The organism is Exiguobacterium sp. RIT341, assembly GCF_000632205.1.
Classification (GTDB): Bacteria; Bacillota; Bacilli; order Exiguobacteriales; family Exiguobacteriaceae; genus Exiguobacterium_A.
This window is the reverse complement of the sequence record NZ_JFYW01000008.1, coordinates 342,141-362,837: the sequence shown is the minus strand read 5'-3', so window position 1 is coordinate 362,837 and position 20,697 is coordinate 342,141. Positions and strand designations below refer to the sequence as shown.

24 protein-coding genes are annotated in these 20,697 nt (G+C 48.7%); 14 read left to right on the top strand and 10 right to left on the bottom strand.

All coding sequences use genetic code 11. From position 1 onward, the window contains the following. Positions 1-128: 128 nt before the first annotated feature. Positions 129-1,481 (top strand): magnesium transporter, encoded by a 1,353-nt coding sequence (gene mgtE, locus BW42_RS10740; protein WP_035410763.1) that lies wholly within the window; start codon positions 129-131, stop codon positions 1,479-1,481. Positions 1,482-1,536: 55 nt separating this feature from the next. Here mgtE and BW42_RS10735 read toward each other — a convergent pair whose 3' ends face one another. The 3 genes from BW42_RS10735 to BW42_RS10725 form a co-directional block, all read right to left on the bottom strand. After that, positions 1,537-2,187, bottom strand: coding sequence for a hypothetical protein (locus BW42_RS10735; RefSeq protein WP_035410760.1), 651 nt, complete (start codon positions 2,185-2,187; stop codon positions 1,537-1,539). Positions 2,188-2,200: 13 nt separating this feature from the next. Continuing rightward, entirely contained in the window at positions 2,201-2,530 is a 330-nt protein-coding gene (locus tag BW42_RS10730) for a potassium channel family protein (protein WP_035410757.1), read from the bottom strand. Between the two features lie 381 nt (positions 2,531-2,911). Next, positions 2,912-3,745 (bottom strand): SDR family oxidoreductase, encoded by an 834-nt coding sequence (locus BW42_RS10725; RefSeq protein ID WP_035410754.1) that lies wholly within the window; start codon positions 3,743-3,745, stop codon positions 2,912-2,914. A 127-nt stretch (positions 3,746-3,872) separates the two neighbouring features. On the opposite strand from BW42_RS10725, the gene BW42_RS10720 reads away from it, so the two are divergent. Genes BW42_RS10720 through BW42_RS10710 form a run of 3 tightly spaced genes read left to right on the top strand, consistent with a single transcriptional unit; the run spans position 3,873 to position 6,132 of the window. Continuing rightward, entirely contained in the window at positions 3,873-4,628 is a 756-nt protein-coding gene (locus BW42_RS10720) for a DeoR/GlpR family DNA-binding transcription regulator (RefSeq protein WP_035410751.1), read from the top strand. Beyond that, positions 4,625-5,674, top strand: a complete 1,050-nt coding sequence (locus tag BW42_RS10715) for a Gfo/Idh/MocA family oxidoreductase (RefSeq protein ID WP_035410748.1) — start codon at positions 4,625-4,627, stop codon at positions 5,672-5,674. Before BW42_RS10720 ends, BW42_RS10715 begins: the two co-directional genes overlap by 4 nt. Continuing rightward, positions 5,662-6,132, top strand: coding sequence for a heme-degrading domain-containing protein (locus BW42_RS10710; protein ID WP_035410746.1), 471 nt, complete (start codon positions 5,662-5,664; stop codon positions 6,130-6,132). Before BW42_RS10715 ends, BW42_RS10710 begins: the two co-directional genes overlap by 13 nt. A gap of 387 nt (positions 6,133-6,519) precedes the next feature. Here BW42_RS10710 and BW42_RS10705 read toward each other — a convergent pair whose 3' ends face one another. From BW42_RS10705 to BW42_RS10690, 4 genes are all read right to left on the bottom strand, one after another. Then, the gene (locus tag BW42_RS10705) at positions 6,520-6,999 is read right to left on the bottom strand and encodes a DMT family transporter (protein WP_035395771.1); all 480 of its coding nucleotides are present in this window, start codon (positions 6,997-6,999) and stop codon (positions 6,520-6,522) included. A 12-nt stretch (positions 7,000-7,011) separates the two neighbouring features. After that, the gene (locus BW42_RS10700; RefSeq protein ID WP_035410744.1) at positions 7,012-7,440 is read right to left on the bottom strand and encodes a DMT family transporter; all 429 of its coding nucleotides are present in this window, start codon (positions 7,438-7,440) and stop codon (positions 7,012-7,014) included. Positions 7,441-7,505: 65 nt separating this feature from the next. After that, the gene (locus tag BW42_RS10695) at positions 7,506-7,823 is read right to left on the bottom strand and encodes a helix-turn-helix transcriptional regulator (protein WP_035410742.1); all 318 of its coding nucleotides are present in this window, start codon (positions 7,821-7,823) and stop codon (positions 7,506-7,508) included. Between the two features lie 45 nt (positions 7,824-7,868). After that, positions 7,869-8,312, bottom strand: a complete 444-nt coding sequence (locus BW42_RS10690) for a GNAT family N-acetyltransferase (RefSeq protein WP_035410739.1) — start codon at positions 8,310-8,312, stop codon at positions 7,869-7,871. A gap of 170 nt (positions 8,313-8,482) precedes the next feature. Here BW42_RS10690 and rpoE point away from each other — a divergent pair, with 170 nt between their 5' ends. Then, complete coding sequence (rpoE, locus tag BW42_RS10685) at positions 8,483-9,007, top strand: DNA-directed RNA polymerase subunit delta (protein ID WP_035410737.1); 525 nt, start codon at positions 8,483-8,485, stop codon at positions 9,005-9,007. A gap of 267 nt (positions 9,008-9,274) precedes the next feature. Beyond that, positions 9,275-10,882 carry a CTP synthase gene (locus tag BW42_RS10680; protein ID WP_035410734.1) on the top strand — a complete coding sequence of 536 codons (1,608 nt, stop codon included), beginning with the start codon at positions 9,275-9,277 and terminating at the stop codon, positions 10,880-10,882. Positions 10,883-10,972: 90 nt separating this feature from the next. On the opposite strand, the gene BW42_RS10675 is transcribed toward BW42_RS10680, so the two are convergent. Then, the gene (locus BW42_RS10675) at positions 10,973-11,482 is read right to left on the bottom strand and encodes a DUF2529 family protein (RefSeq protein WP_023469555.1); all 510 of its coding nucleotides are present in this window, start codon (positions 11,480-11,482) and stop codon (positions 10,973-10,975) included. A gap of 94 nt (positions 11,483-11,576) precedes the next feature. Here BW42_RS10675 and BW42_RS10670 point away from each other — a divergent pair, with 94 nt between their 5' ends. From BW42_RS10670 to glpX, 5 genes are all read left to right on the top strand, one after another. After that, positions 11,577-11,951, top strand: a complete 375-nt coding sequence (locus BW42_RS10670; protein ID WP_035410731.1) for a response regulator — start codon at positions 11,577-11,579, stop codon at positions 11,949-11,951. 132 nt (positions 11,952-12,083) lie between these two features. After that, positions 12,084-12,938: a class II fructose-1,6-bisphosphate aldolase gene (gene fba, locus BW42_RS10665; protein WP_035410728.1), complete on the top strand. Its 855-nt coding sequence runs from the start codon at positions 12,084-12,086 to the stop codon at positions 12,936-12,938. Between the two features lie 154 nt (positions 12,939-13,092). After that, positions 13,093-13,740 carry a fructose-6-phosphate aldolase gene (gene fsa / locus BW42_RS10660; RefSeq protein ID WP_023469552.1) on the top strand — a complete coding sequence of 216 codons (648 nt, stop codon included), beginning with the start codon at positions 13,093-13,095 and terminating at the stop codon, positions 13,738-13,740. A 28-nt stretch (positions 13,741-13,768) separates the two neighbouring features. Beyond that, the gene (gene murA, locus BW42_RS10655) at positions 13,769-15,016 is read left to right on the top strand and encodes a UDP-N-acetylglucosamine 1-carboxyvinyltransferase (RefSeq protein WP_035410725.1); all 1,248 of its coding nucleotides are present in this window, start codon (positions 13,769-13,771) and stop codon (positions 15,014-15,016) included. 32 nt (positions 15,017-15,048) lie between these two features. Next, the gene (gene glpX / locus BW42_RS10650; protein ID WP_035410722.1) at positions 15,049-16,014 is read left to right on the top strand and encodes a class II fructose-bisphosphatase; all 966 of its coding nucleotides are present in this window, start codon (positions 15,049-15,051) and stop codon (positions 16,012-16,014) included. A gap of 399 nt (positions 16,015-16,413) precedes the next feature. On the opposite strand, the gene BW42_RS10645 is transcribed toward glpX, so the two are convergent. After that, entirely contained in the window at positions 16,414-17,091 is a 678-nt protein-coding gene (locus BW42_RS10645) for a C40 family peptidase (RefSeq protein ID WP_035410719.1), read from the bottom strand. A gap of 355 nt (positions 17,092-17,446) precedes the next feature. Here BW42_RS10645 and rho point away from each other — a divergent pair, with 355 nt between their 5' ends. Beyond that, positions 17,447-18,820 carry a transcription termination factor Rho gene (gene rho / locus BW42_RS10640; protein ID WP_035410716.1) on the top strand — a complete coding sequence of 458 codons (1,374 nt, stop codon included), beginning with the start codon at positions 17,447-17,449 and terminating at the stop codon, positions 18,818-18,820. Positions 18,821-18,911: 91 nt separating this feature from the next. Next, on the top strand, positions 18,912-19,157 hold the full coding sequence (locus tag BW42_RS10635) for a type B 50S ribosomal protein L31 (RefSeq protein ID WP_023469546.1): 246 nt from the start codon (positions 18,912-18,914) through the stop codon (positions 19,155-19,157). Between the two features lie 35 nt (positions 19,158-19,192). On the opposite strand, the gene BW42_RS10630 is transcribed toward BW42_RS10635, so the two are convergent. After that, on the bottom strand, positions 19,193-19,843 hold the full coding sequence (locus BW42_RS10630; protein ID WP_052019115.1) for a DedA family protein: 651 nt from the start codon (positions 19,841-19,843) through the stop codon (positions 19,193-19,195). 183 nt (positions 19,844-20,026) lie between these two features. Between BW42_RS10630 and BW42_RS10625 the strand changes: the two genes are divergently transcribed. Continuing rightward, positions 20,027-20,641: a thymidine kinase gene (locus tag BW42_RS10625; RefSeq protein ID WP_035410895.1), complete on the top strand. Its 615-nt coding sequence runs from the start codon at positions 20,027-20,029 to the stop codon at positions 20,639-20,641. Positions 20,642-20,697 lie beyond the last annotated feature (56 nt).

Here is a 20,697-nt window from a genome sequence, read left to right as displayed (position 1 = left end):
TCTACTAATAATGTTTCCTTAAGGCAAACTTTAAAGCCGTGAGAAACAGTTGTCAACTGTTTTTCGATATCGATCGCGAATCAACTCGTGCTAAGATGAAAAGGCAGAATCGTATGGGGGTGAGGAGATTGCGTCAGACAGCAGAACAACAATGGAAGTGGCTATTGCTCGATGCGCTTGCGAAGGAAAAGCGAGAGCAAGCACAGCAAGTCATCGAAGAAGTCTATCCGTATGACATCGCGCAAGTGTATGAAGAATTAGGAGAAGACGATCAAGCACGACTCCTCGATTATCTCGATCACGAACGATTGGCAGATGTGCTTGAGGAGCTCGAAGGAGAGCAACGTCTTGCCGTCTTGCGTCGTTTAGACGTCGAGCGCGCCGGGCATGTCCTCGATTTAATGGAAAACGATGATGTCGCGGATTTACTGGAGGAACTGGGACCAGAAGAAACTGACCGTTTGCTTGGTAGCATGCGGACAGACGAGGCACTGATCGTCCGCAATCTCTTGACGTATCCACCGGAGACGGCAGGGCGTTTGATGACGAACCGGTTCATCTGGGTGGGAGAGGATTTCACGGTCGGTGAGACGGTCGAGAAGATGCGTGACTACATCGAATACTCGGAGACGATCAATTACGTGTACGTCGTCAATCAACTCAGTGAACTCGTCGGTGTCATCTCATACCGGGACGTCATCTTAGCTGAAAATACGGAACGAATCAGCGATGTCATGGAGACGAAGGTGATTCGGGTCGCAGCAGAGACCGATCAGGAAGAGGTCGCGCAATTGTTCGAACGCTACGATCTCGTTTCGCTACCGGTCGTCGAAGGCGATGTTCTCGTCGGATTGATTACGGTCGATGATGCACTCGATGTCTTACGGGAAGAAGCGAATGAAGACATCGAGAAACTCTCAGCATCCGGTAAATCAATTGATTTCGAGACGAAGCCGTGGATTGCTGCAACCCGGCGCTTGCCATGGCTCGTCTTGTTACTGTTCATCGGGCTCGTCTCCGGATCGATCATCAGTCAGTTCGAAGAGACGCTTTCAAAAGTTGTCGCGCTCGCCTTTTTCATGCCAATGATTGCTGGGATGACCGGAAATACCGGTACCCAATCGCTCGCGGTCGTCGTCCGTGGATTGATCACGCGTGAAGTCGATAAGCGGGTCGCGACGCGATTAATCCTACGAGAACTTTGGGTTGGTTTGATCATTGGTGTCATTTGTGGCGTCTTGATTGCTATCATTGCGTACGTCTGGCAAGGAAGTGCCGTCTTAGGTCTTGTCGTCGGCAGCTCACTCGTCATCACGCTGATTTTTGGAACACTGGCTGGAACGATCATTCCGCTCATCTTACATCGCTTAAAGATCGACCCGGCGATTGCGTCCGGACCGCTGATCACGACGTTAAACGATATCTTGTCGCTCCTCGTCTACTTCGGGATCGCGACCGCGTTCATCAGTCGCTTGATGTAAAAAAACCGAACCGATTCGCCTTCTCTTCAAGAGAAAGGGAATTGGTTCGGTTTTTTCATGCATTCTCATGCGTCGTGCGAATCCAGACCGCCAGTGGACCGATGTCGTCAAAGCCTGCTTCGAGCGCCGTGATCAGGTGATCACCGTATTCGTATCCGACGAGTGGTTGACCGGGGAAGTGTGCGGAGCACAAGCGTGCGATATCATCCCATAAGCGTTCATCAAGATAGTCGGAACTAACGTACATCAATCCGGTCGTCGTTTGGTTCGAGTAGGCGATGCAACTTGCCTGTTGTGCTTCGCAATAGAAAAAGCGGACGTCCGGATGTTGCCATAACGATTCCGGTAACTCCAGTGTCGCTTGGATTGCTTGGAAGCGAGTAAACTGCGTGGCATCCGTGACGACAGACCAATCGACGGGAAGAGCGCGACGATCGAGTATGGCGGGACGGGTCATCCATTCCGCTGTGAACAGGTGACTGAGACCAGCGCTTGAGAAATCATAGCTCGCCGTACAGTCCTTGATGCTGTACACGTCGGTTGCATTAATTCGCTGATGAGGAAGGCGAACCATCAGTTCCGGATAATAACTTGGAACGCTTCCTTTAGCGAGCCAGGTCGATTCGGTTTCTGTCACCTGGCATCCGACTTGTTCACAAACAAGGCGACACCAATCGAAATTGTTTTGGATGGCAGATTGACGCATATTTGATTCCCCCTTAATCCTCTTCCGGTTGTTTAATCAAAACGTATGACAAGGTAGCAATTAACGTCAAGAACAACCCGCAGCCGATTGTGATATACGCCATCGTGAAGACCTTACCGAGCGTCGTCGTCGGGATGAATGTCGGATGCCCGACCGTACTCAGTGTCGTGATGCAAAAGTAAAGCGCATCGATGACCGAAAGGTTTTCTTCCGTACTGTAGAAGATCGTCCCAGAGACGAGTGTCAACAAACAAAGGATCAGTAGTCCGCGGAAGTAAGACAAGTGAAAGGCGCGGCGCAATCCCTTGAATAGGCGTGAAAAAATCGTCAGTACAGATATCATCGAATCTCTCCTTTAAGATCGGTGCGTCGAGTCCATCGTATCATGAATGAGATAATCATTCTTTCCGGCATGTTTGACACCATCTATCACCTGATCAACCTGTAAGTTCAAGCGAAGAGGCATTTTTCTTGAATGGAGGAAGAACATCCCATAAGTAAGCGAACGTGAATAAGCTGAGCAGTTAGTGTTGCGGATGTGATGGAGTGCGTAAAAATATATCAATCGACATATAGAACATGATGAAGGTCGGAATCAGATAGACGATCGTAAAAAGAAACAAGGATGGCATGCGTTCCGCTCTTCGAGATGATTTTTAGATAGATAGTCTCAGTATAGTGGGCGCAGATTGCTTAGGCGGATTGAAATTTTAAAAAAAGGGAATCAGTCGAGATTCAATGTCAGCCGTCGTATTTTAGCGACACCTTCGAGTCCTGACGGATCATGATGCGTCTTATGGGCGACGAAATGTTCATCGGCTTCCGTCGTCCGGATTCGTAACGGACGTTCGTCACGGTGGACGACCTCGAAGATCACCTCAGCCAGAGCTTCTGCCGATTGGCGGTCGGCATGTCGCGTTCGGTACGTCTGCAAATAAGCCGTGATGATCGGTTTGAAGTCGTCTTCGTGTAAGCCACCCGTCCGTTCAAGTTGATCGAGAACATTTGCGGTAAAGTTCGTCTCGACGGCGGCCGGTTCAATCAGGGTGACGTCGATATTGAAGTACGGTTTATAGTAGGTCGCAAGACTTTCGAACAGTCCTTCGATCGCAAACTTACTGGCACAATACAATTCATTCATCGGTTGACCGACGAGACCACTGACGCTTGAAGTCGCGAGTAAGTGACTACCTTCCGGTGCTTGTTTGAGTAAGGGGAGGCAGGCTTCAATCGTTCGGATGACACCGAAGACATTCGTTTCGAAGAGTTGCTTGATTTCATAACTTGTCGCTTGACCGAGTGCGCGCAGTAAACCATGACCGGCGTTGCAGAATACAACGTCCAGGTGATCGACCTCTTGTTCGATTTGCCGGATGGCTGCCTTCACGCTTGTTTCATCTGTGACATCGAGCGACAAGAAGGTGAGCGTCGGTAACGACACAGTCATCTCACCCGGACTCCGAACACCAGCGTAGACAGACCAGCCGGCTTCCGCAAACCGCTGCGCCGTCGCTAGACCGATACCGGAAGAAGCACCCGTGATCAATATCGTTTGCATATCAATTCCTCCGTTCTGAAAGTAGTTGTCTTCTATTATTTACCCGAATTATCGTCGAATTATTTGCAATAAAATTGCATATAGTAATGAAAAAACTTAATATAAAGAAAAAAGGAGGTAGGAATCGATGGGGCAAATCGAACGGCTGCAACAGATGCGGGAATGGATCAAGACGAGTCCTGAAATTTCGCTGGATCAACTGATGCAGGAGTATCAGATTTCACGAGATACCGCACGTCGTGACGTCATCGTCCTCGAACAAGAAGGGGAGATCATTCGTGTTAAGAATGGATTAGTCCGTGCTGGTGGGACGCTTGCATATGAACAGCGGACAGAGAAACCGGAAAAACGGCGAATCGGACAGCGCGCGGCGCGTCACGTCCAAGCGAATGATCGCTTATTGCTCGACGCTGCAACGACGGTATCTGAGATGGCACGGGCACTTCCACCGTATTCACTACAGGTCATCACGAACTCACTCGATATCGCCGATCACGTCGGAGCGCGGAGGGATATTGAGCTGTACGTCACGGGAGGGCGTTTCGACCGGCATGCACGGAGCTTGAGTGGAATCAAGACGGCAGACGACATCCTGAATTATCAAGTCGATTGTGTTTTTCTTGGAGCATGTGGGTTGACGGAAGAAGGACTTTTTGCGGAACAACTCGAAGAAGCGGTCGTAAAGAAAGCGATGATTCGAAGTGCGACCCGTGTCATCGTCCTCGCGGATCATACGAAATTCAATAAACGCTTTTTGCATAAAGTCTGTGATTGGGGACAAATCGATGTGCTCGTCACCGATCAAGTACCAGACGCAACGTGGCAAGAACGATTAGATCATTATCATGTCGATCTCGACGTGACAGAGGAGGAAACAACATGAACCCGATTCAAACGACGCTCGTCGGATTTGGTTTTTCAGCGGTGACGTTTCACGTTCCGTTCTTACAGGCATTACCGGCATTTGAAGTGACGCAAGTCGTCTCGAGTCGACCGGAGCAGGTGGCACAACATTTCAGTGAGGCGATAGTCGTCGCGACACTCGCTGATGCGTTGCAAGATGAGAATACGGAACTTGTCGTCATCACGACACCAACGCCACTGCATTTCGAAATGGCAAAACAAGCGATCGAAGCAAAAAAGCACGTCTTACTCGAAAAGCCGGCCGTCGTGACGATCGAAGAAGCACTGGCGCTACAAACGTTAGCAAAACAATACGGGGTTCAAATCGCCGTCTATCAAAACCGTCGCTTTGACGGGGACTTCCTGACACTTGAACAATTGATGGAGATGAACGAAATTGGGGACTGGCAAGTCATTGAGTCACGCTTTGATCGCTATCGCCCGGTTGTTCGGGAGCGCTGGCGGGAACAAGCGGGTGATGGTGCCGGCATCCTGTTTGATCTCGGCTCACACTTACTCGATCAAGCACTTGCCTTGTTTGGAGAACCGGATGCTCTGACGGGCGATGTTTACCTGCAACGTGACGGTGCTGTTGTCGATGACGGTTTCCATGTCACGCTACATTACGGTACGCGGCGTGTCATTCTTCGCTCGGCATCCTTCATCCAAGGACCAGCACCGCGTTTTGAGTTCCATGCGACACGCGGCAGTTACATCAAATACGGAATGGACCCACAAGAAGGACGGCTTGCGAAAGGTCATGCTGTCGATGGACAGCTCGGCGAAGATGAAGTGGACTCCTATGGCTATCTCCAGATCGCCGATCAGCCAGTTGAGCGCCTCGCGACACTTCCAGGCAGTTATGCGACGTTTTACGAACAGTTGGCAGAAGGACTTCGCGGTGGACGGGTACCTGTCGATTTACGCGACGCTGAAAAAACAATGCGCTTGATTGAAGCAGTGCGCATCAGCAGTGATGAAGGGCGACGCCTCTTACGAAAGGAATGGGATGCATGGAAGAATTGAAAGTGCTGCTTGCGGAAGAGGAAGAACTCGTCCTGACGTCACTGACGAATACGGAAGCGATCGGGATGGGACATGAGTTGATCGGACGGGCGATGAAGAAAAACTTGTCGATTGCCGTTGAAATCAAACGGAATGGGCAGCGTTTATATTACGCGGCGCTCGATGGTACGGCACCGGATCAAGAAGAGTGGATCCGCCGGAAATCGAACGTCGTCTTGCGACATGGCTATAGCTCGCTGTACATGCGTCGGTATAATGAGAGCAAACATCGCTCGTATCATACGATGTATGCTGTTTCTCCAGCCGATTATGTCGATGCCGGTGGGTCGTTCCCGATCCGGATCGAAGGAGTCGGTGTCGTTGGTACGATCACCGTTTCCGGTCTATCGCAGGAAGCAGACCATCGTCTTGCGACGGAAGCGTTGCGTTTACTTAAGAGACAACAGCTGGAACAGTGATATAGATTCATTCGATGTCCTCGCGATGTTCCATTCGCTTTCCTTGGGCGAGACACAAACTGGTCTCGGCTGCCACAGACAGCCGACTCTGGTCTTGTTCGTCTCTGACAGCACGATAAATTGTGCTTTTTCCTGTCGAAGTCGTGTGGAGAAGTGAGGACACAGAACAAAATAATGGAACCAAAAAAGTCCGAACGGGTGAGAAAGAACTCGTTCGGACTTTTCGTATATGAGGATTGATGGATCTCTGTTGATGGACGTGCAAGACGAAGACTCCTACGGGACAGCGGAATAGGTGAGACCCCGCAGACGCATAAGCGGCGAGGCGGCTCGCCTTCCGCCCGAGGAAAGCGGAGTCTTGCACGGGAATCAACGCTGAAACTTCGGTCACGATGCCATCGAATCAGATGAAGCGGACACGTCTTTGCGTGTGTTCCCGCGATAGACGAAGTAAAGCGCAGCAAGCATCGCAAGCAGACCGAGCAGACGTTTTCCGTCGAGCGGCACGACGACGCCACCGAATGCACCGATGTGGTCGATGACCATACCTGCTGCGAGTTGACCGATGACGGTCGCGATACTAGCTGCCGTGACACCAATCTGCGGAACGGCAAGAATCGTCAGGAAGAGATAACTGACGCCGAACAGGACAGCACTTAGTTGCCAACGAGGTGCTTCGAGCAAGAGTAGGACGTTTCCTTGTCCGAAGAAGAGGATGGCTAAAGCGAGAATCAGCATCCCCGTGAAGAAGGTCAGAAACGTACTTTCAAGGGCACCAGCCTTTTGACTGAAGGCACCGTTGATGGACGACTGTGCGCTCAGCATGACGCCACCGAGTAATGTAAAACCAAGTAATAGAATATTCACGAGCGAACCTCCTTAAAAGATAAGAAATAGGGCGACGAGCATCAGAGCAGAAGCCATTAGCTTGTCGCGATTGATCGGACGTTTCGGACTACCAAGCCAACCGTTATGTTCGATGACCATACTAGCGACCATTTGACCGAGAATGACACTGATCATGGCGAGACCGACACCGACGAGCGGGATGCTGATGATCAGGATCGTCAAGTAGATGCTACCGAGTAGACCACCGAGTAAGGTCCATTTCGGTGCGCGGAACGTATAGCCGAGTGAACCCCTTCCGAAGAAGAGGACGATCAATCCGATGATGATCGTACCGGCGAAGAAATTATAAAAGCTACTTTCGAGTTTTCCGACGAAGTTCCCGAGCTCACCATAGATTGCTCCTTCGACACTTAAAGCGATACCCGCAAGTAACGCGAGTGCGTAATACACGATTTTCAACAGAATTCATCCTTTCACGAATCTAAATATCGAGAAATGTCGATATGTAAGGCGAGGAGAACGGATCAAAGTTCTCCTTTGAGGTACGCTGCAAGCTCCTGGATTTTTTCTTCATTTCGCCGGTAATACGTCCATTTGCCGTGACGTTCGGATTCGAGCAATCCGACTTTTTGCAACATCGTAAGATATTGGGAGACGGTCGATTGAGATAAGTTCGCCTTCTCTTGGATATCTCCGACGCAAATGCCTCCCTTGTCCGACAAATTCGTCGCGAGATGGGCCGTCGGCTTATTGAAATGAGTCTCGGGATCCTTGAGCCAGCGTAAGATATCAAGACGTACCTCGTTCGATAATGCCTTGAATAGATCCACTTGATTTGTCATACGCTTAAACTAATCGATGATTCTCGATATGTCAATTCAAGACACTTATGGTTGAACGAATGCATGCTTGAGAAGGCGATGTGTCACTTTAGTTGCTGTATACGGCTCAAAACCGAATCGTTCATAAAAGGTACTGGCATCGTCCGTATAGAGCCAGAGCTCGGAATACGTCAAAAGTGCTTCCGGGATGATTTTCTCAAGTAGTTGCGTACCAACACGGTGGTGTCGTATTTCTGGTAAGACATAGACATGACGAATCCGACCGACGTCGTTCGTGCCGGTTTGTTTCATATACCCCCCGCACGCGATGACGTGTCCGGAAAGAGATAAAGCGACGAACAATGCCTCACCATCCTCTTGGAACGTTTCATTTCGCCGTTCGCGTAGCATCCGTTCGATGAAGGGATAGCCTTCCTGTGTACTCTTTGATAAGATTGGTAACCAGTTGAAGGCATCAAAATCGTTGACCCGTTCGATTGTCATCTCCATCTGTCATTCCTCCTTCTTCTCTCTTGGATATTCCTTTTTCGGGAGCGGGAAAAACACGAATCGAGAATCAATTCGAGCTTTTTTTAAATAGAGACTGGATTTTTAAAAGCCATTTTGCGTATAATGAGAAGTAATGGATTGAACGCAAATGAAAGGAAGTGGCCGTCACAATGAGCCTCAGCCGTTTAAGTAAAGAAGAGATTACTGATCTTTCGCTGATCGAATTCGTCAATGAAATGTTGCAAGAAGCTGGCGAACAGCCAATCACGTTCGATGACATCACGTCAGAAATCGAAAAGTACCATACGTTTACAGATGAAGAAGACAAGTTCGAGAAACTTGCTCAACTCTATACAGACATGAACATCGACGGAAACTTCGTTAACGTCGGAGCGAACCGTTGGTCACTCCGCGCTTGGTATCCGTTTGATAAGTCGGATGAGGATCTCGTCATCGAAGCGCGTCAACGTGGAGAACTTGATGAGTTTGAAGAAGAGTTCAACTATGATGCAGAAGAAGATGAGTTCGAGACGATCGAAGACGATCTCGATACATTCGCGAAGACAGCGGACTATGATTCAGCTGACGACAGCGAAGACGAGGATACGTTCAAAAAAGTCGCAGCCATCGATGATCTCGATGACGATCTCGACGAAGAAGACTTAGAAGACTTCGAAGAAGAAGAGGAAGTCTAAGCACGATCAACTACAACTGTACAGCTGCTATTTCCCTATAGAAATGGCAGTTTTTTCGTTGACGGCTGACGAACGAGCGCGAAAATTTTTCTCTGAAAAATTAGGCTTGACGAAGTTTTCCGAATGACGTAAGTTAGTCATGGGCTTCTTTAAGCAACGTGCTTATTTCAGCAAAAGTGTCTCCTATTATGGGGGCACTTTTGCTTTTTTGTTTTTACCACCTCTGTTTTGTTGAGATGTGAATTAGAGAAGGGAGCAATATTTAACATGACAAAGTATATTTTCGTAACAGGTGGCGTCGTATCGTCACTCGGTAAAGGGATCACCGCTGCATCGCTCGCTCGTCTCTTGAAAAACCGTGGCCTTAACGTCACGATCCAAAAATTTGACCCGTACATCAACATCGACCCGGGTACAATGAGCCCGTACCAACACGGGGAAGTTTTCGTCACAGATGATGGCGCAGAGACGGACCTTGACCTTGGTCACTACGAGCGCTTCATCGACATCAACTTGAGCCAGAACGCGAACGTCACGTCTGGTCGTATTTACTCGACGATCCTCAAGAAGGAACGCCGTGGAGACTACAACGGTGGAACAGTTCAAGTCATTCCGCACATCACGAACGAAATCAAAGACCGTGTCTTCCGTGCTGGAAAAGAAACGGGCGCAGACGTCGTCATCACGGAGATTGGTGGAACAGTAGGGGATATTGAGTCGCTTCCGTTCATCGAAGCCATTCGCCAAGTGAAAAACGATATCGGAAAAGAAAACGTCATGTACGTCCACTGTACGCTTGTTCCGTATCTTGCAGCAGCAGGTGAGCTCAAGACGAAACCGACACAACACAGTGTCAAAGAACTCCGTAGCTATGGTATCCAGCCAGACATCATCGTCTTACGTGCAGAGCACCCAGTCCCACAAGAGATGAAAGATAAAATCGCTCTCTTCTGTGACACACGTCCGGAAGCAGTCATCGAAGCACAAGATGCATCGACGCTCTACGAAGTACCGCTCAACTTGCAACGTCAAGGCATGGACCAACTCGTCTGTGACTACTTCAAGTTCGACACACCAGTTGCTGACATGACGGCTTGGAAACAACTCGTCCACACAGTGACGCACCTCGAGAAGACGACGAAGATCGCACTCGTCGGGAAATACGTCGAATTGCGTGATGCGTACATCTCAGTTGCAGAAGCACTGAAACACGCTGGATTCGCCTTCAACAGTGATATCGAAATCGACTGGATCAACGCAGAAGACGTGACGCGCGAAAACGTCAACGAATTGCTCGGTTCAGCAGACGGAATCCTCGTTCCTGGTGGATTTGGAGAACGCGGAATCGAAGGGAAAATCGAAGCGACACGTTTTGCACGTGAAAACAACGTACCGTTCTTCGGTATCTGTCTCGGTATGCAACTCGCGACAGTTGAATTCGCACGTAACGTACTCAATCTTGAAGGCGCACACTCAGCGGAAATCGACCCAGCGACACCATACCCAATCATTGACTTGTTGCCAGAACAAAAAGACATCGAGGATCTCGGTGGTACACTCCGTCTCGGACTTTACCCATGTAAACTCGAAGATGGAACGAAAGCACGTGCCGCGTATTCAAGCGAGCTCGTCTACGAACGTCACCGTCACCGTTATGAGTTCGGTAACGAATTCCGTGAGCAGTTCGAAGCGAACGGCATGGTCTTCTCAGGTACGAGCCCAGACGGTCGTCTCGTTGAGATCATCGAGATTCCAGAACACAAATGGTTCGTCGCGTGTCAGTTCCACCCAGAATTGATCTCGCGTCCCGAACGTCCACAAGCACTCTTCCATGACTTCATCCAAGCTTCACTTGGTGAATGCAAAGAAAGATAATCAAAGACGCGGTAACCTTCAGCATCTTGAAGTTTACCGCGTCTTTTTTGATTAGTTATATTCAGAACTACATATTATAGAAGAAAAGTGTTAATCCCACTCTTCCGTCATCTCTTGTAGTTGCGTCAAGATATGTGTCAAGAGGAACGCGCAAAGGGCAAGACTCGGCAGTCCGTGACGTGAACCGTCCTCTGCCGGAAGCAATCCTTTATTAAACTTCAATGCGAGCGGTGCAATCGAACGCTCGAGCGTTTCTGTCACGTCACTGAGTGTGACGATCGCATAAGGCGTATGCCATGCGTCATAGCGGGCAAGAGAAGCGAGAAGGTCGGAGCGTTCCGTATCTGGCGTAAAGATTAAGATGCGATCGACAGCGTGCAGTGTCTTTCGATCCTTGATTTTCGTAACCCGTTTCATCTGATCCGGACCTTCTGAGAGCATTGGATAGAGTCCTTCACATTCACCGTAAGCGTCGACGTAGACCGTGCCTTCTCCGACGAGCGCCTGTGCGAGCAGACGGACGACATCGAATAGTTCGTCTTCCTGTTTTGCGAGCGTTTGCAATTTTCCGTTGAATTGTGTAGCTAAGATTTTCATCATTTTTCTTCATCCTTTCTGTATTTCTCTCAAGGACAGTATAAAGCAAGTTTTGCTTTAGTGTAGAATGGAAATAACTAGAGGGGGAGTGGCAGAGATGAAAGGCAGATTGTTGATCGTCGAGGATGAGCCGGGAATCCGGAACTTACTTGCACAATTGTTCCGGACAGAAGGGTATGAAACGGACGTCGCCGTCGATGGAGAGGAAGCGATCGTCTATTTACAAGAAGCGGCATATGATTTGCTGTTGATGGATGTCAACATGCCGGGGCGGACCGGGATCGAGGTTTTACGTCATCAGGACCGGATCGGACGACGTGTCCGGACGATTTTAATGACGGCACTCGGTGAAAAAGAAGCGATGGAAGAAGCGAAACGATTAGGGGTCGTCGCCTTCTTCGGGAAGCCATTTGACATCTTCGAATTAAAAAAAGAAGTGACTGTGCAAATTTCTCACGATGTAAGCGGTTAATCCTTCACGTCGCCGTCACAAACCAAAAAACCAAGCGAAATGCTGTACGTTCCGATGAATCAGTATGTTATAATCAGTCTGAAATTGCACGAGTTCGTGTAAGCAGCGATCAAAACAGAGGAGGATGTCATTATGCCATTAGTATCTATGACAGACATGTTAAACAAAGCTCTCGAAGGTAAGTATGCAGTAGGTCAATTCAACATCAACAACCTCGAGTGGACACAAGCGATTCTCGGTGCGGCTCAAGAAGAGCAGTCACCAGTTATCCTTGGAGTATCTGAAGGTGCAGCACGCCACATGGGCGGATTCTACACTGTCGTGAAAATGGTTGAAGGTCTCGTACACGACATGAAAGTAACAGTTCCAGTCGCAATCCACCTCGACCACGGTTCGAGCGTTGAAAAATGTAAAGAAGCGATCGACGCTGGATTTACATCTGTCATGATCGATGATTCGCACAGCCCGATCGACACAAACATCGAAACAACTAAAGCAGTCGTTGAATACGCTCACGCTAAAGGCGTTTCAGTTGAAGCGGAAGTTGGTACAGTTGGTGGACAAGAAGACGACGTCATCGGTGATGTCATGTACGCGAAACTTGACGAGTGTGTACGCATTGTTAAAGAAACTGGAATCGACACGCTTGCTCCTGCACTCGGTTCTGTTCACGGACCATACAAAGGTGAACCAAACCTCGGATTCAAAGAGATGGAAGAAATCCGTGACGCTACAAACCTCCCACTCGTTCTTCACGGTGGAACTGGAATTCCGACACACGATATCGAAAAAGCGATCTCACTCGGAACTTCAAAAATCAACGTTAACACAGAGAACCAAATCTCATTCGCGAAAGTCGTTCGTGAAGTGTTGGCTGAGAAACCAGAAGCATATGACCCACGCGTATTCATCGCACCAGGTCGTGAAGCAATCAAACAAACTGTCATCGGTAAGATGCGTGAGTTCGGTTCAAGCAACAAAGCTTAATCGACTCCTCTTTAAAGTGCGGTAGACTTCGGTCTACCGTGCTTTTTTCATATCATATGAACGTGTATTCGATGGAAAACAGTAGGACTTCTCGTGAAAAAAACCTATAATAGAGTCGTAAGCGATTTCAAGGGATGAAAGGGGAACGAGAAAGATGAGATTTTTCATTGACACAGCAAACGTAGAGGACATCAAGAAAGCACATAAAATGGGGATTTTAGATGGTGTCACGACGAATCCATCGCTCGTCGCTAAGGAGGGCGTCGATTTCCATACAAGACTTCGTGAAATCTGTGAAATCGTCGGAGATGTCTCTGTCAGCGCTGAAGTCATCGCGCTTGATGCAGAAGGAATGATTCGCGAAGGGAAGGAACTTGCCCAGATCGCACCGAACATTACGGTTAAGGTTCCAATGACTCCGGCCGGACTCGAAGCGGTCGCAGCACTTTCAAAAGAGAAGATCACGACGAACGTCACATTGATCTTCAATCCGAACCAAGCATTACTCGCAGCCCGTGCTGGTGCGACATACGTATCACCATTCCTCGGTCGTCTAGATGACATCGGTCAAGATGGAATGGGCCTCGTCGAGACGATTGCTCAAATTTTCGTCGTACATGATATTCCGACACAAATCATTGCGGCATCGGTCCGGAACCCGGTTCACGTGACGAACGCTGCTCTTGCGGGCGCAGACATCGCGACGATTCCATTCTCGGTCATCGAGTCACTCACACACCACCCACTCACGACGCAAGGAATTGAAAAGTTCCTCGCGGACTGGGAAAAAACGCAGCAATAATCGTAGCGAAGAGAAAGGTTGATGGAACGTGGACATTTTGCATATCGTAGGGCAACAACGCCTAGAAGGAACCGTATCAATCAGTGGTTCGAAGCAAAGCGCCATTCCGTGTCTTGCTGCAGCTCTACTGACGGATCAGATGGTCGTTCTAGAAGGCGTGCCGGAAATTGGCGACGTCGCGACAATGATCGAGATTTTGGAGACGCTCGGCACGGTCGTGACACGTCAAGGCGATATGGTGACGATTGATCCAAGTCGGGTTGAATCGATGCCGTTAACTGGTGCGGAGACGCGCAAGTTACGCGGATCGATCTACCTTATGAGCGTTCTGGCGGCCAGATTCAAACAAGGAGTCGTCGGTCTGCCTGGGGGTTATGCCATCGGACCACGACCGATTGATTTACACATCAAAGCACTGGAGCGTCTCGGTGTTTCCGTACGTAACGAGCAGGGCGTCCATTACATGCGCGTCAACCGTCTCGTCGGAAACCGAATCTATCTCGATCTTCCGTCATTCGGAGCGACGATCAGTGCTTTACTCGTCGCGGTCTTCGCTGAAGGAACGACTGTCATCGAAAACGCTGCCTATGATCCAGAAGTCATCGACGTCAGTACGATGCTGACGAACATGGGGGCAAGTGTCAAAGGGGCAGGAACGGATGAGATTCGAATCAAAGGCGTCTCACGCCTGAGTGGTTGCCGGCATACCTTGATTCCAGACCGGATGGAAGCAGGAACGTTTTTGACGATGGGCGCGGCACTTGGGCGCGTCACCGTCGATAACGTCATTCCGCTTCATCTCGAGAGCGTTATCCAAAAACTCGAGCGGTATGGTGCGTTGATCGAAGTGACAGATGATTCCGTCACGGCGACATTTCATGAGGCGAAGCCGGTCGATATTCGTGTCTTCCACTACGGTGGATTTCCAAGCGATCTACAACCTGTCATCTCGGCAGCGTTGTTGCAAGCGAAAGGAGCGAGTATCGTTGTCGATAAGTTGTACCCGCAACGTTTCCGACATGTACAGGAGTTGCGGCGCTTAAACGCCCGAATCACGCATGAAGACGCTTCGATCATCATTCGTGGTGGCGAATCCTTACTTGGTACGGAAATCGAGGCACCAGATCCACGCGGTGGCGCAGCACTTGTCTTGGCGGGACTTCTCGCTTCAGGGGAGACGACATTGCACCACGCAGAAGTGCTTGACCAGAGTTACGAACGATTTGATCAGAAGTTGAAGGAACTAGGCGCCCTCGTATGGCGTGAAACGATTTGACCGATTTGTAACAAGGGAGAGGGGACATACACATGGAGAGAAGTCTATCAATGGAACTTGTACGCGTCACGGAGGCGGCAGCACTTGCCTCTGCACGCTGGATGGGAAAAGGATTGAAGAATGAAGCGGATGATGCGGCAACAAGCGCGATGCGTGATGTCTTCGATACGATTCCGATGAAAGGAACCGTCGTCATCGGGGAAGGCGAGATGGATGAAGCACCGATGCTTTACATTGGAGAAAAGCTAGGAAATGGGTATGGACCACGACTTGACGTCGCTGTCGATCCGCTCGAAGGAACGAATATCGTCGCAAAAGGAACATGGGGCGCACTTGCTGTCCTCGCTGTTGCGGATGCGGGAGATTTACTCCATGCACCGGACATGTACATGGATAAGATTGCAGTTGGTCCAGAAGCAGCAGGACACATCAGTCTGGATGCGACGATTGAAGAAAACATCGCAGCCGTCGCAAAGGCGAAGAACAAGGAAATCGAAGACGTCGTCGTCTCGATCCTTGATCGCGAACGTCATGAAGAAATCATTCAACGGATTCGGGCAACAGGGGCACGGATTCGCTTGATTGGTGACGGTGACGTTGCTGGTGCGATCAATACGGCGTTCCCGCATACAGGGATTGATATCTTGCTCGGTTCAGGTGGCGCACCGGAAGGCGTTCTTGCTGCCGTTGCCTTGAAGTGTCTCGGTGGAGAGCTCCAAGGGCGCTTGTTACCAGCAGACGATGCCGAGATCGAACGTTGTAAGAAGATGGGCATCGAAGATCCATCGAAGATTCTCATGATGGACGATCTCGTCGCAGGAGACGACTGTATCTTTGCTGCGACAGGGGTCACGGACAGTGAGTTGATGAAAGGTGTCCAGTTCACGGCACAAGGCGGTCAGACACACTCTGTCGTCATGCGTGCGAAATCCGGAACGGTTCGCTTCGTTGAAGGCATTCACTCGTTTAAGAAAAAACCGAAGCTTGTCATTAAGTAAAAGAGACGGACTCATACGTGAGGACTTGATCGATAAAAAAGAGTTGGTGTTTCGGATAATTTCCGAAACACCAACTCTTTTTGCTATGTTTCTAGGAATCAAGACGTTCATCCTCAATTCCTAGAGGAAAAGGAAATGTGCTAACGTTTTCCGCTTCGTTAAATCGTATGGGAAGATTGCAGTACCTCCAAATCGCTCGACATGAAATTTCGTTTTGAAGAGCATTGCCTCACGTTTGACGAGCAAGATGTGATCTCCTGATCGTGCAGATAAGCGAATTCACGACCAAGACCTCTTGAAGCACCTGTGATGAAGACATGCATCCTATTTCCTTCTTATGAATTGAATGAGATGAAAAAAAGCGATCGAGCCAATGCTCAACCGCTTTGAGATGATGAATTAAAGGTAAGATCCTGCGCCGACAAGGCGTGAACCCCAGTACCCTGATTTGAAGCTTGAGTATTTAACGCCACCTGTTTCTGAGTTAACCATGCTTGACTTACTTGTTGCGATCCCGACGTGTTGAATGCCGCTACCGTGTGAGAAGAAGACAAGATCTCCTGGTTGTACGCTTGAAACACTGACTTTCTTAGAAGAAGAATATTGTGAAGAAGACGTACGTGGCAATGTTTTACCAGCCGCTTTCTTGTAAACGTAGCTTGTGAAACCAGAGCAGTCGAATCCACGAGTCGTTGTTCCGCCCCATACGTATGGTGTACCTTTATGTTTTGCTGCTTCGTTCAGGATTTTTGTCCGTTTAGAAGATGTGCTTGTTGATTTTTTAGCGCTTGAAGATGATTTGTATGTCTTTGTGTATTGTGAGAAGACATAACGTGTTTTACCGCCGTATGAGATTTTTGTCCAGCTGCCTGATTTGCCTTTGTATGTAAAGACTTGACCAGCGTTGACTTTCCCGACGATGCTTGCTTTCGTAGAAGGAGCTGTCCGAACACGAAGACCGTTGTCCGTGATCTTGACTTTCGTGACTGTTGCTGCTTCAACTTTACCTGTACCCACTGATGTAAAACCTGAAACCACTAAGGCTGCTGTCGCGATCGATGCTAGAAAACGTTTCATGTTAAGAATTCCTCCGTTTTAATGTAGTGTGTTGCGTCCGTAAGTTATATGATGAAATCATTAAGTGTGTGATTAAGCAGTGAACCTTACAACTGTGTAAGAATTTTGTCTGCAGGAATATCTTAGCATGTGCGCCCTTAAAAACGTTTTTTCAGTTAGAAGACAAAATAGATGCTTTTGTAACATAACTGAAATAATATCCTTGAATATTACAAAGTAAGAAACGCAAAGGATTGTTGACGACGAATTTAAAAAAATATGATACCTTTAGTTCACGAAAGAAATTACATACCTCCTGATGTATGTATGGAAGTATGCTGAATGCAGTTGAATTTATAAAGAATAGGTGAAAAACATGCCAACAACTGATAAAAAAGATAAACCTGAACGTTCCTATACTTTGGCTCAATTGAGCCAGCTGACATTAAAAGAATTATATGAAATCGCAAAGACGAAGAATGTCCCGCAATATCGGGAAGCCCGTAAGCGTGAGTTGATGTTCAAGATTCTAAAAGCACAGGCGGAATCAACAGGTCTTTATTTCCTCGAAGGGGTACTTGAAGTCATCCCTGGTAATCCACAAATGCAAAACGATGGTGGCTTCGGCTTCCTTCGCCCTATCAATTATTCCCAATCCTCTGAAGATATCTATATCGCCGCTTCTCAAATCCGACGCTTCAATCTACGTAATGGTGATGTCGTCACAGGTAAAGTACGCCCACCGAAGGAAAACGAACGTTTCCAAGGGTTACTTAGTGTGGAAGCCGTCAACGGCGAAGCACCGGATACAGCGCGTAACCGTTTGTTCTTCCCGGCGCTGACACCGATCTATCCGGATCGTTTAATGCGTCTTGAGACAGAGCCACGTCATTTATCGGTTCGTGTCATGGATATGATTGCACCAGTTGGGTTTGGACAACGCGGTTTGATCGTCGCACCACCAAAAGCAGGGAAGACGTCACTCCTCAAAGAAATCGCGAACTCGATTCAAGAGAATCATCCGGATGTCGAGCTGATCATTCTATTGATCGATGAGCGACCAGAGGAAGTAACTGACATCGAGCGTTCGGTTCCGGGAGCAGACGTCGTCAGTTCAACGTTCGACGAAACACCGGACAACCATGTGCGGATTTCTGAACTTGTCCTTGAACGGGCGATGCGACTTGTCGAACATAAAAAAGATGTCGTCATCTTGATGGATTCGATCACGCGTTTGACTCGTGCGTATAACTTAACAGTGCCGCAAAGCGGACGGACGCTTTCAGGGGGGATTGACCCAGCAGCGTTCCACAAACCAAAACGGTTCTTTGGTGCGGCGCGAAACATCGAACATGGTGGCAGTTTGACGATTCTTGCGACGGCACTCGTCGAGACGGGATCCCGCATGGATGACGTCATCTATGAGGAATTCAAAGGAACAGGAAACATGGAGCTACATCTCGATCGTAAGCTGTCGGAACGCCGAATCTTCCCGGCAATCGACATTCGCAAATCAGGTACGCGGAAGGAAGAACTCTTGCTTCCGAAAGAGCAACTCGATGCGCTCTGGACGATTCGTCGGACGATGAACGAGTCGAACGAGTTCGTCGATACGTTCCTGCGTAAGATTCGCGACACGAAAAATAATGAAGAATTTTTTGCTGAACTTGAGAAAGAAAAGAAGAAGACGGTTCGACGTGCACCTGCTAAACCGCGTACCGTCAAGAAGGAAACGACGACGGAAAAATAACTATTGCGACGCGTAAAAAAATCGTTTAGTATAGGAAGGTAACTTACTCTGGCTCAGCAAATGGACCAGGGCGGAAGGAGAGAAATCAACCATGAAACAAGGAATTCACCCTAACTACAACAAAGTAGTATTTATGGATTCAACGACTGAGTACAAATTCTTAAGCGGTTCTACTCGTTCTTCGAACGAAACGATCACTTGGGAAGATGGTAACGAGTACCCACTCATCCGTGTGGATGTGTCTTCAGACTCGCACCCATTCTACACAGGTCGTCAAAAGTTCAACGCGGCAGATGGTCGTGTCGATCGCTTCAACAAAAAATACGGCCGCAAGTAATTACTTGCCGGTTCTTAAAAAACAGCCTGCCTCCATTACGGAAGCAGGCTGTTTTTGTATAGGCTGAATTGCGAACGGTACGTAAGGTACGTCTTTAAGACGAACGAGAAAGCAATCCCGCCGACGATCCCGATCAAGTACGGCATAGCATCTGGATGTGCCAAGATGTAGTCGACGACTTTATGGAACGAGATATGACGACCAACAAAGTAGCCGGCGCCCAAGAACACACTGACCCAAATCAAAGCACCTGTATACGCGTAACTCGCAAAAATGCGAAACGGCATTTTTGAAACACCTGCAAAAAAGGCAGAGAGTTGGCGAAGACCAGGTATGTAGTAACCGATGATCAAGACCGATTTGCCGTAACGACGAAATCCGGCTTCAGCGGAGAGAATGTGTTTTTCTGAGATGCGCATCTTTGGTCCGACGCGATGCAACAGGGGCATGCCGAGTTTTAAGCCCAGCACGTAGCTAATCGTCATTCCAATGCAACTGCCAGCGTAAGCGGCAAGAATCGTACCGAACAGCGGTAGATTGCCTTGATGCATCCAAAAACCGGACAGGACGAGCAAGGTCTCATCAGGAACCGGCAATCCCACGATACCACCTGCGAGAAGGACGGAAAGACCAAGGGCGCCATATTGGTGCAGAATGTCATGTAAGAGATGATGAATCGGGGACACCTTCTTTCGCGAGAATCTTCTTCTTTAGTGTACAGGAAATGGATGAAGGTTGGAATGAAAGGACAAAAATTCTAGGTAAAGAAAAAATGAATTTTGATTTCCGGAAGTCAACCCTTTTTCTCAATACCGTTTCGAGCTATACTCGTTAAAGTGACTATTTTTAGAGGACGGTGTCGGACGATGATGCATGTAATAAATCAGTACGGCTGGATCGAAGTAATTTGTGGCAGTATGTTTTCCGGGAAATCGGAAGAGTTGATTCGTCGTGTCAGACGGGCACAGTACGGCAAACTGCCCGTTCAAGTATTCAAGCCGGCAATCGATGACCGGTACCATGAAGAGCATGTCGTCTCTCACATCGGAAATTCCGTCGTGGCGATTCCAATGGCGACGAGTCGTGATCTCTATGCAGCAGTAGCGGAAGAAACACAAATTGTCGGAATTGATGAAGTTCAATTCTTTGATGATGAGATCGTTCAAGTCATCGAAGCACTTGCGCAAGACGGAAAACGCGTCATTTGTGCAGGACTCGATCAGGATTTCCGGGCAGAGCCATTTGGCAAGATGCCGGAATTACTGGCGCGCGCAGAATTTGTGACGAAACTTCAGGCGATCTGTCTCTCATGTGGCGATCCGGCTTCCCGGACACAACGTTTGATTGATGGAAAACCAGCGAACTATGATGATCCGATCATTTTAGTCGGCGCTTCAGAATCGTATGAGCCACGGTGCCGCCACTGCCATGAAGTGCCAGGAAAGCCGAAGCCGCTCCAAACGATGCAGCACCAAAAAGGATAAACAAAAAAGACGAACCGATGATGGTCGTCCTTTGATGTAACAGCTGTTCGCTTCTA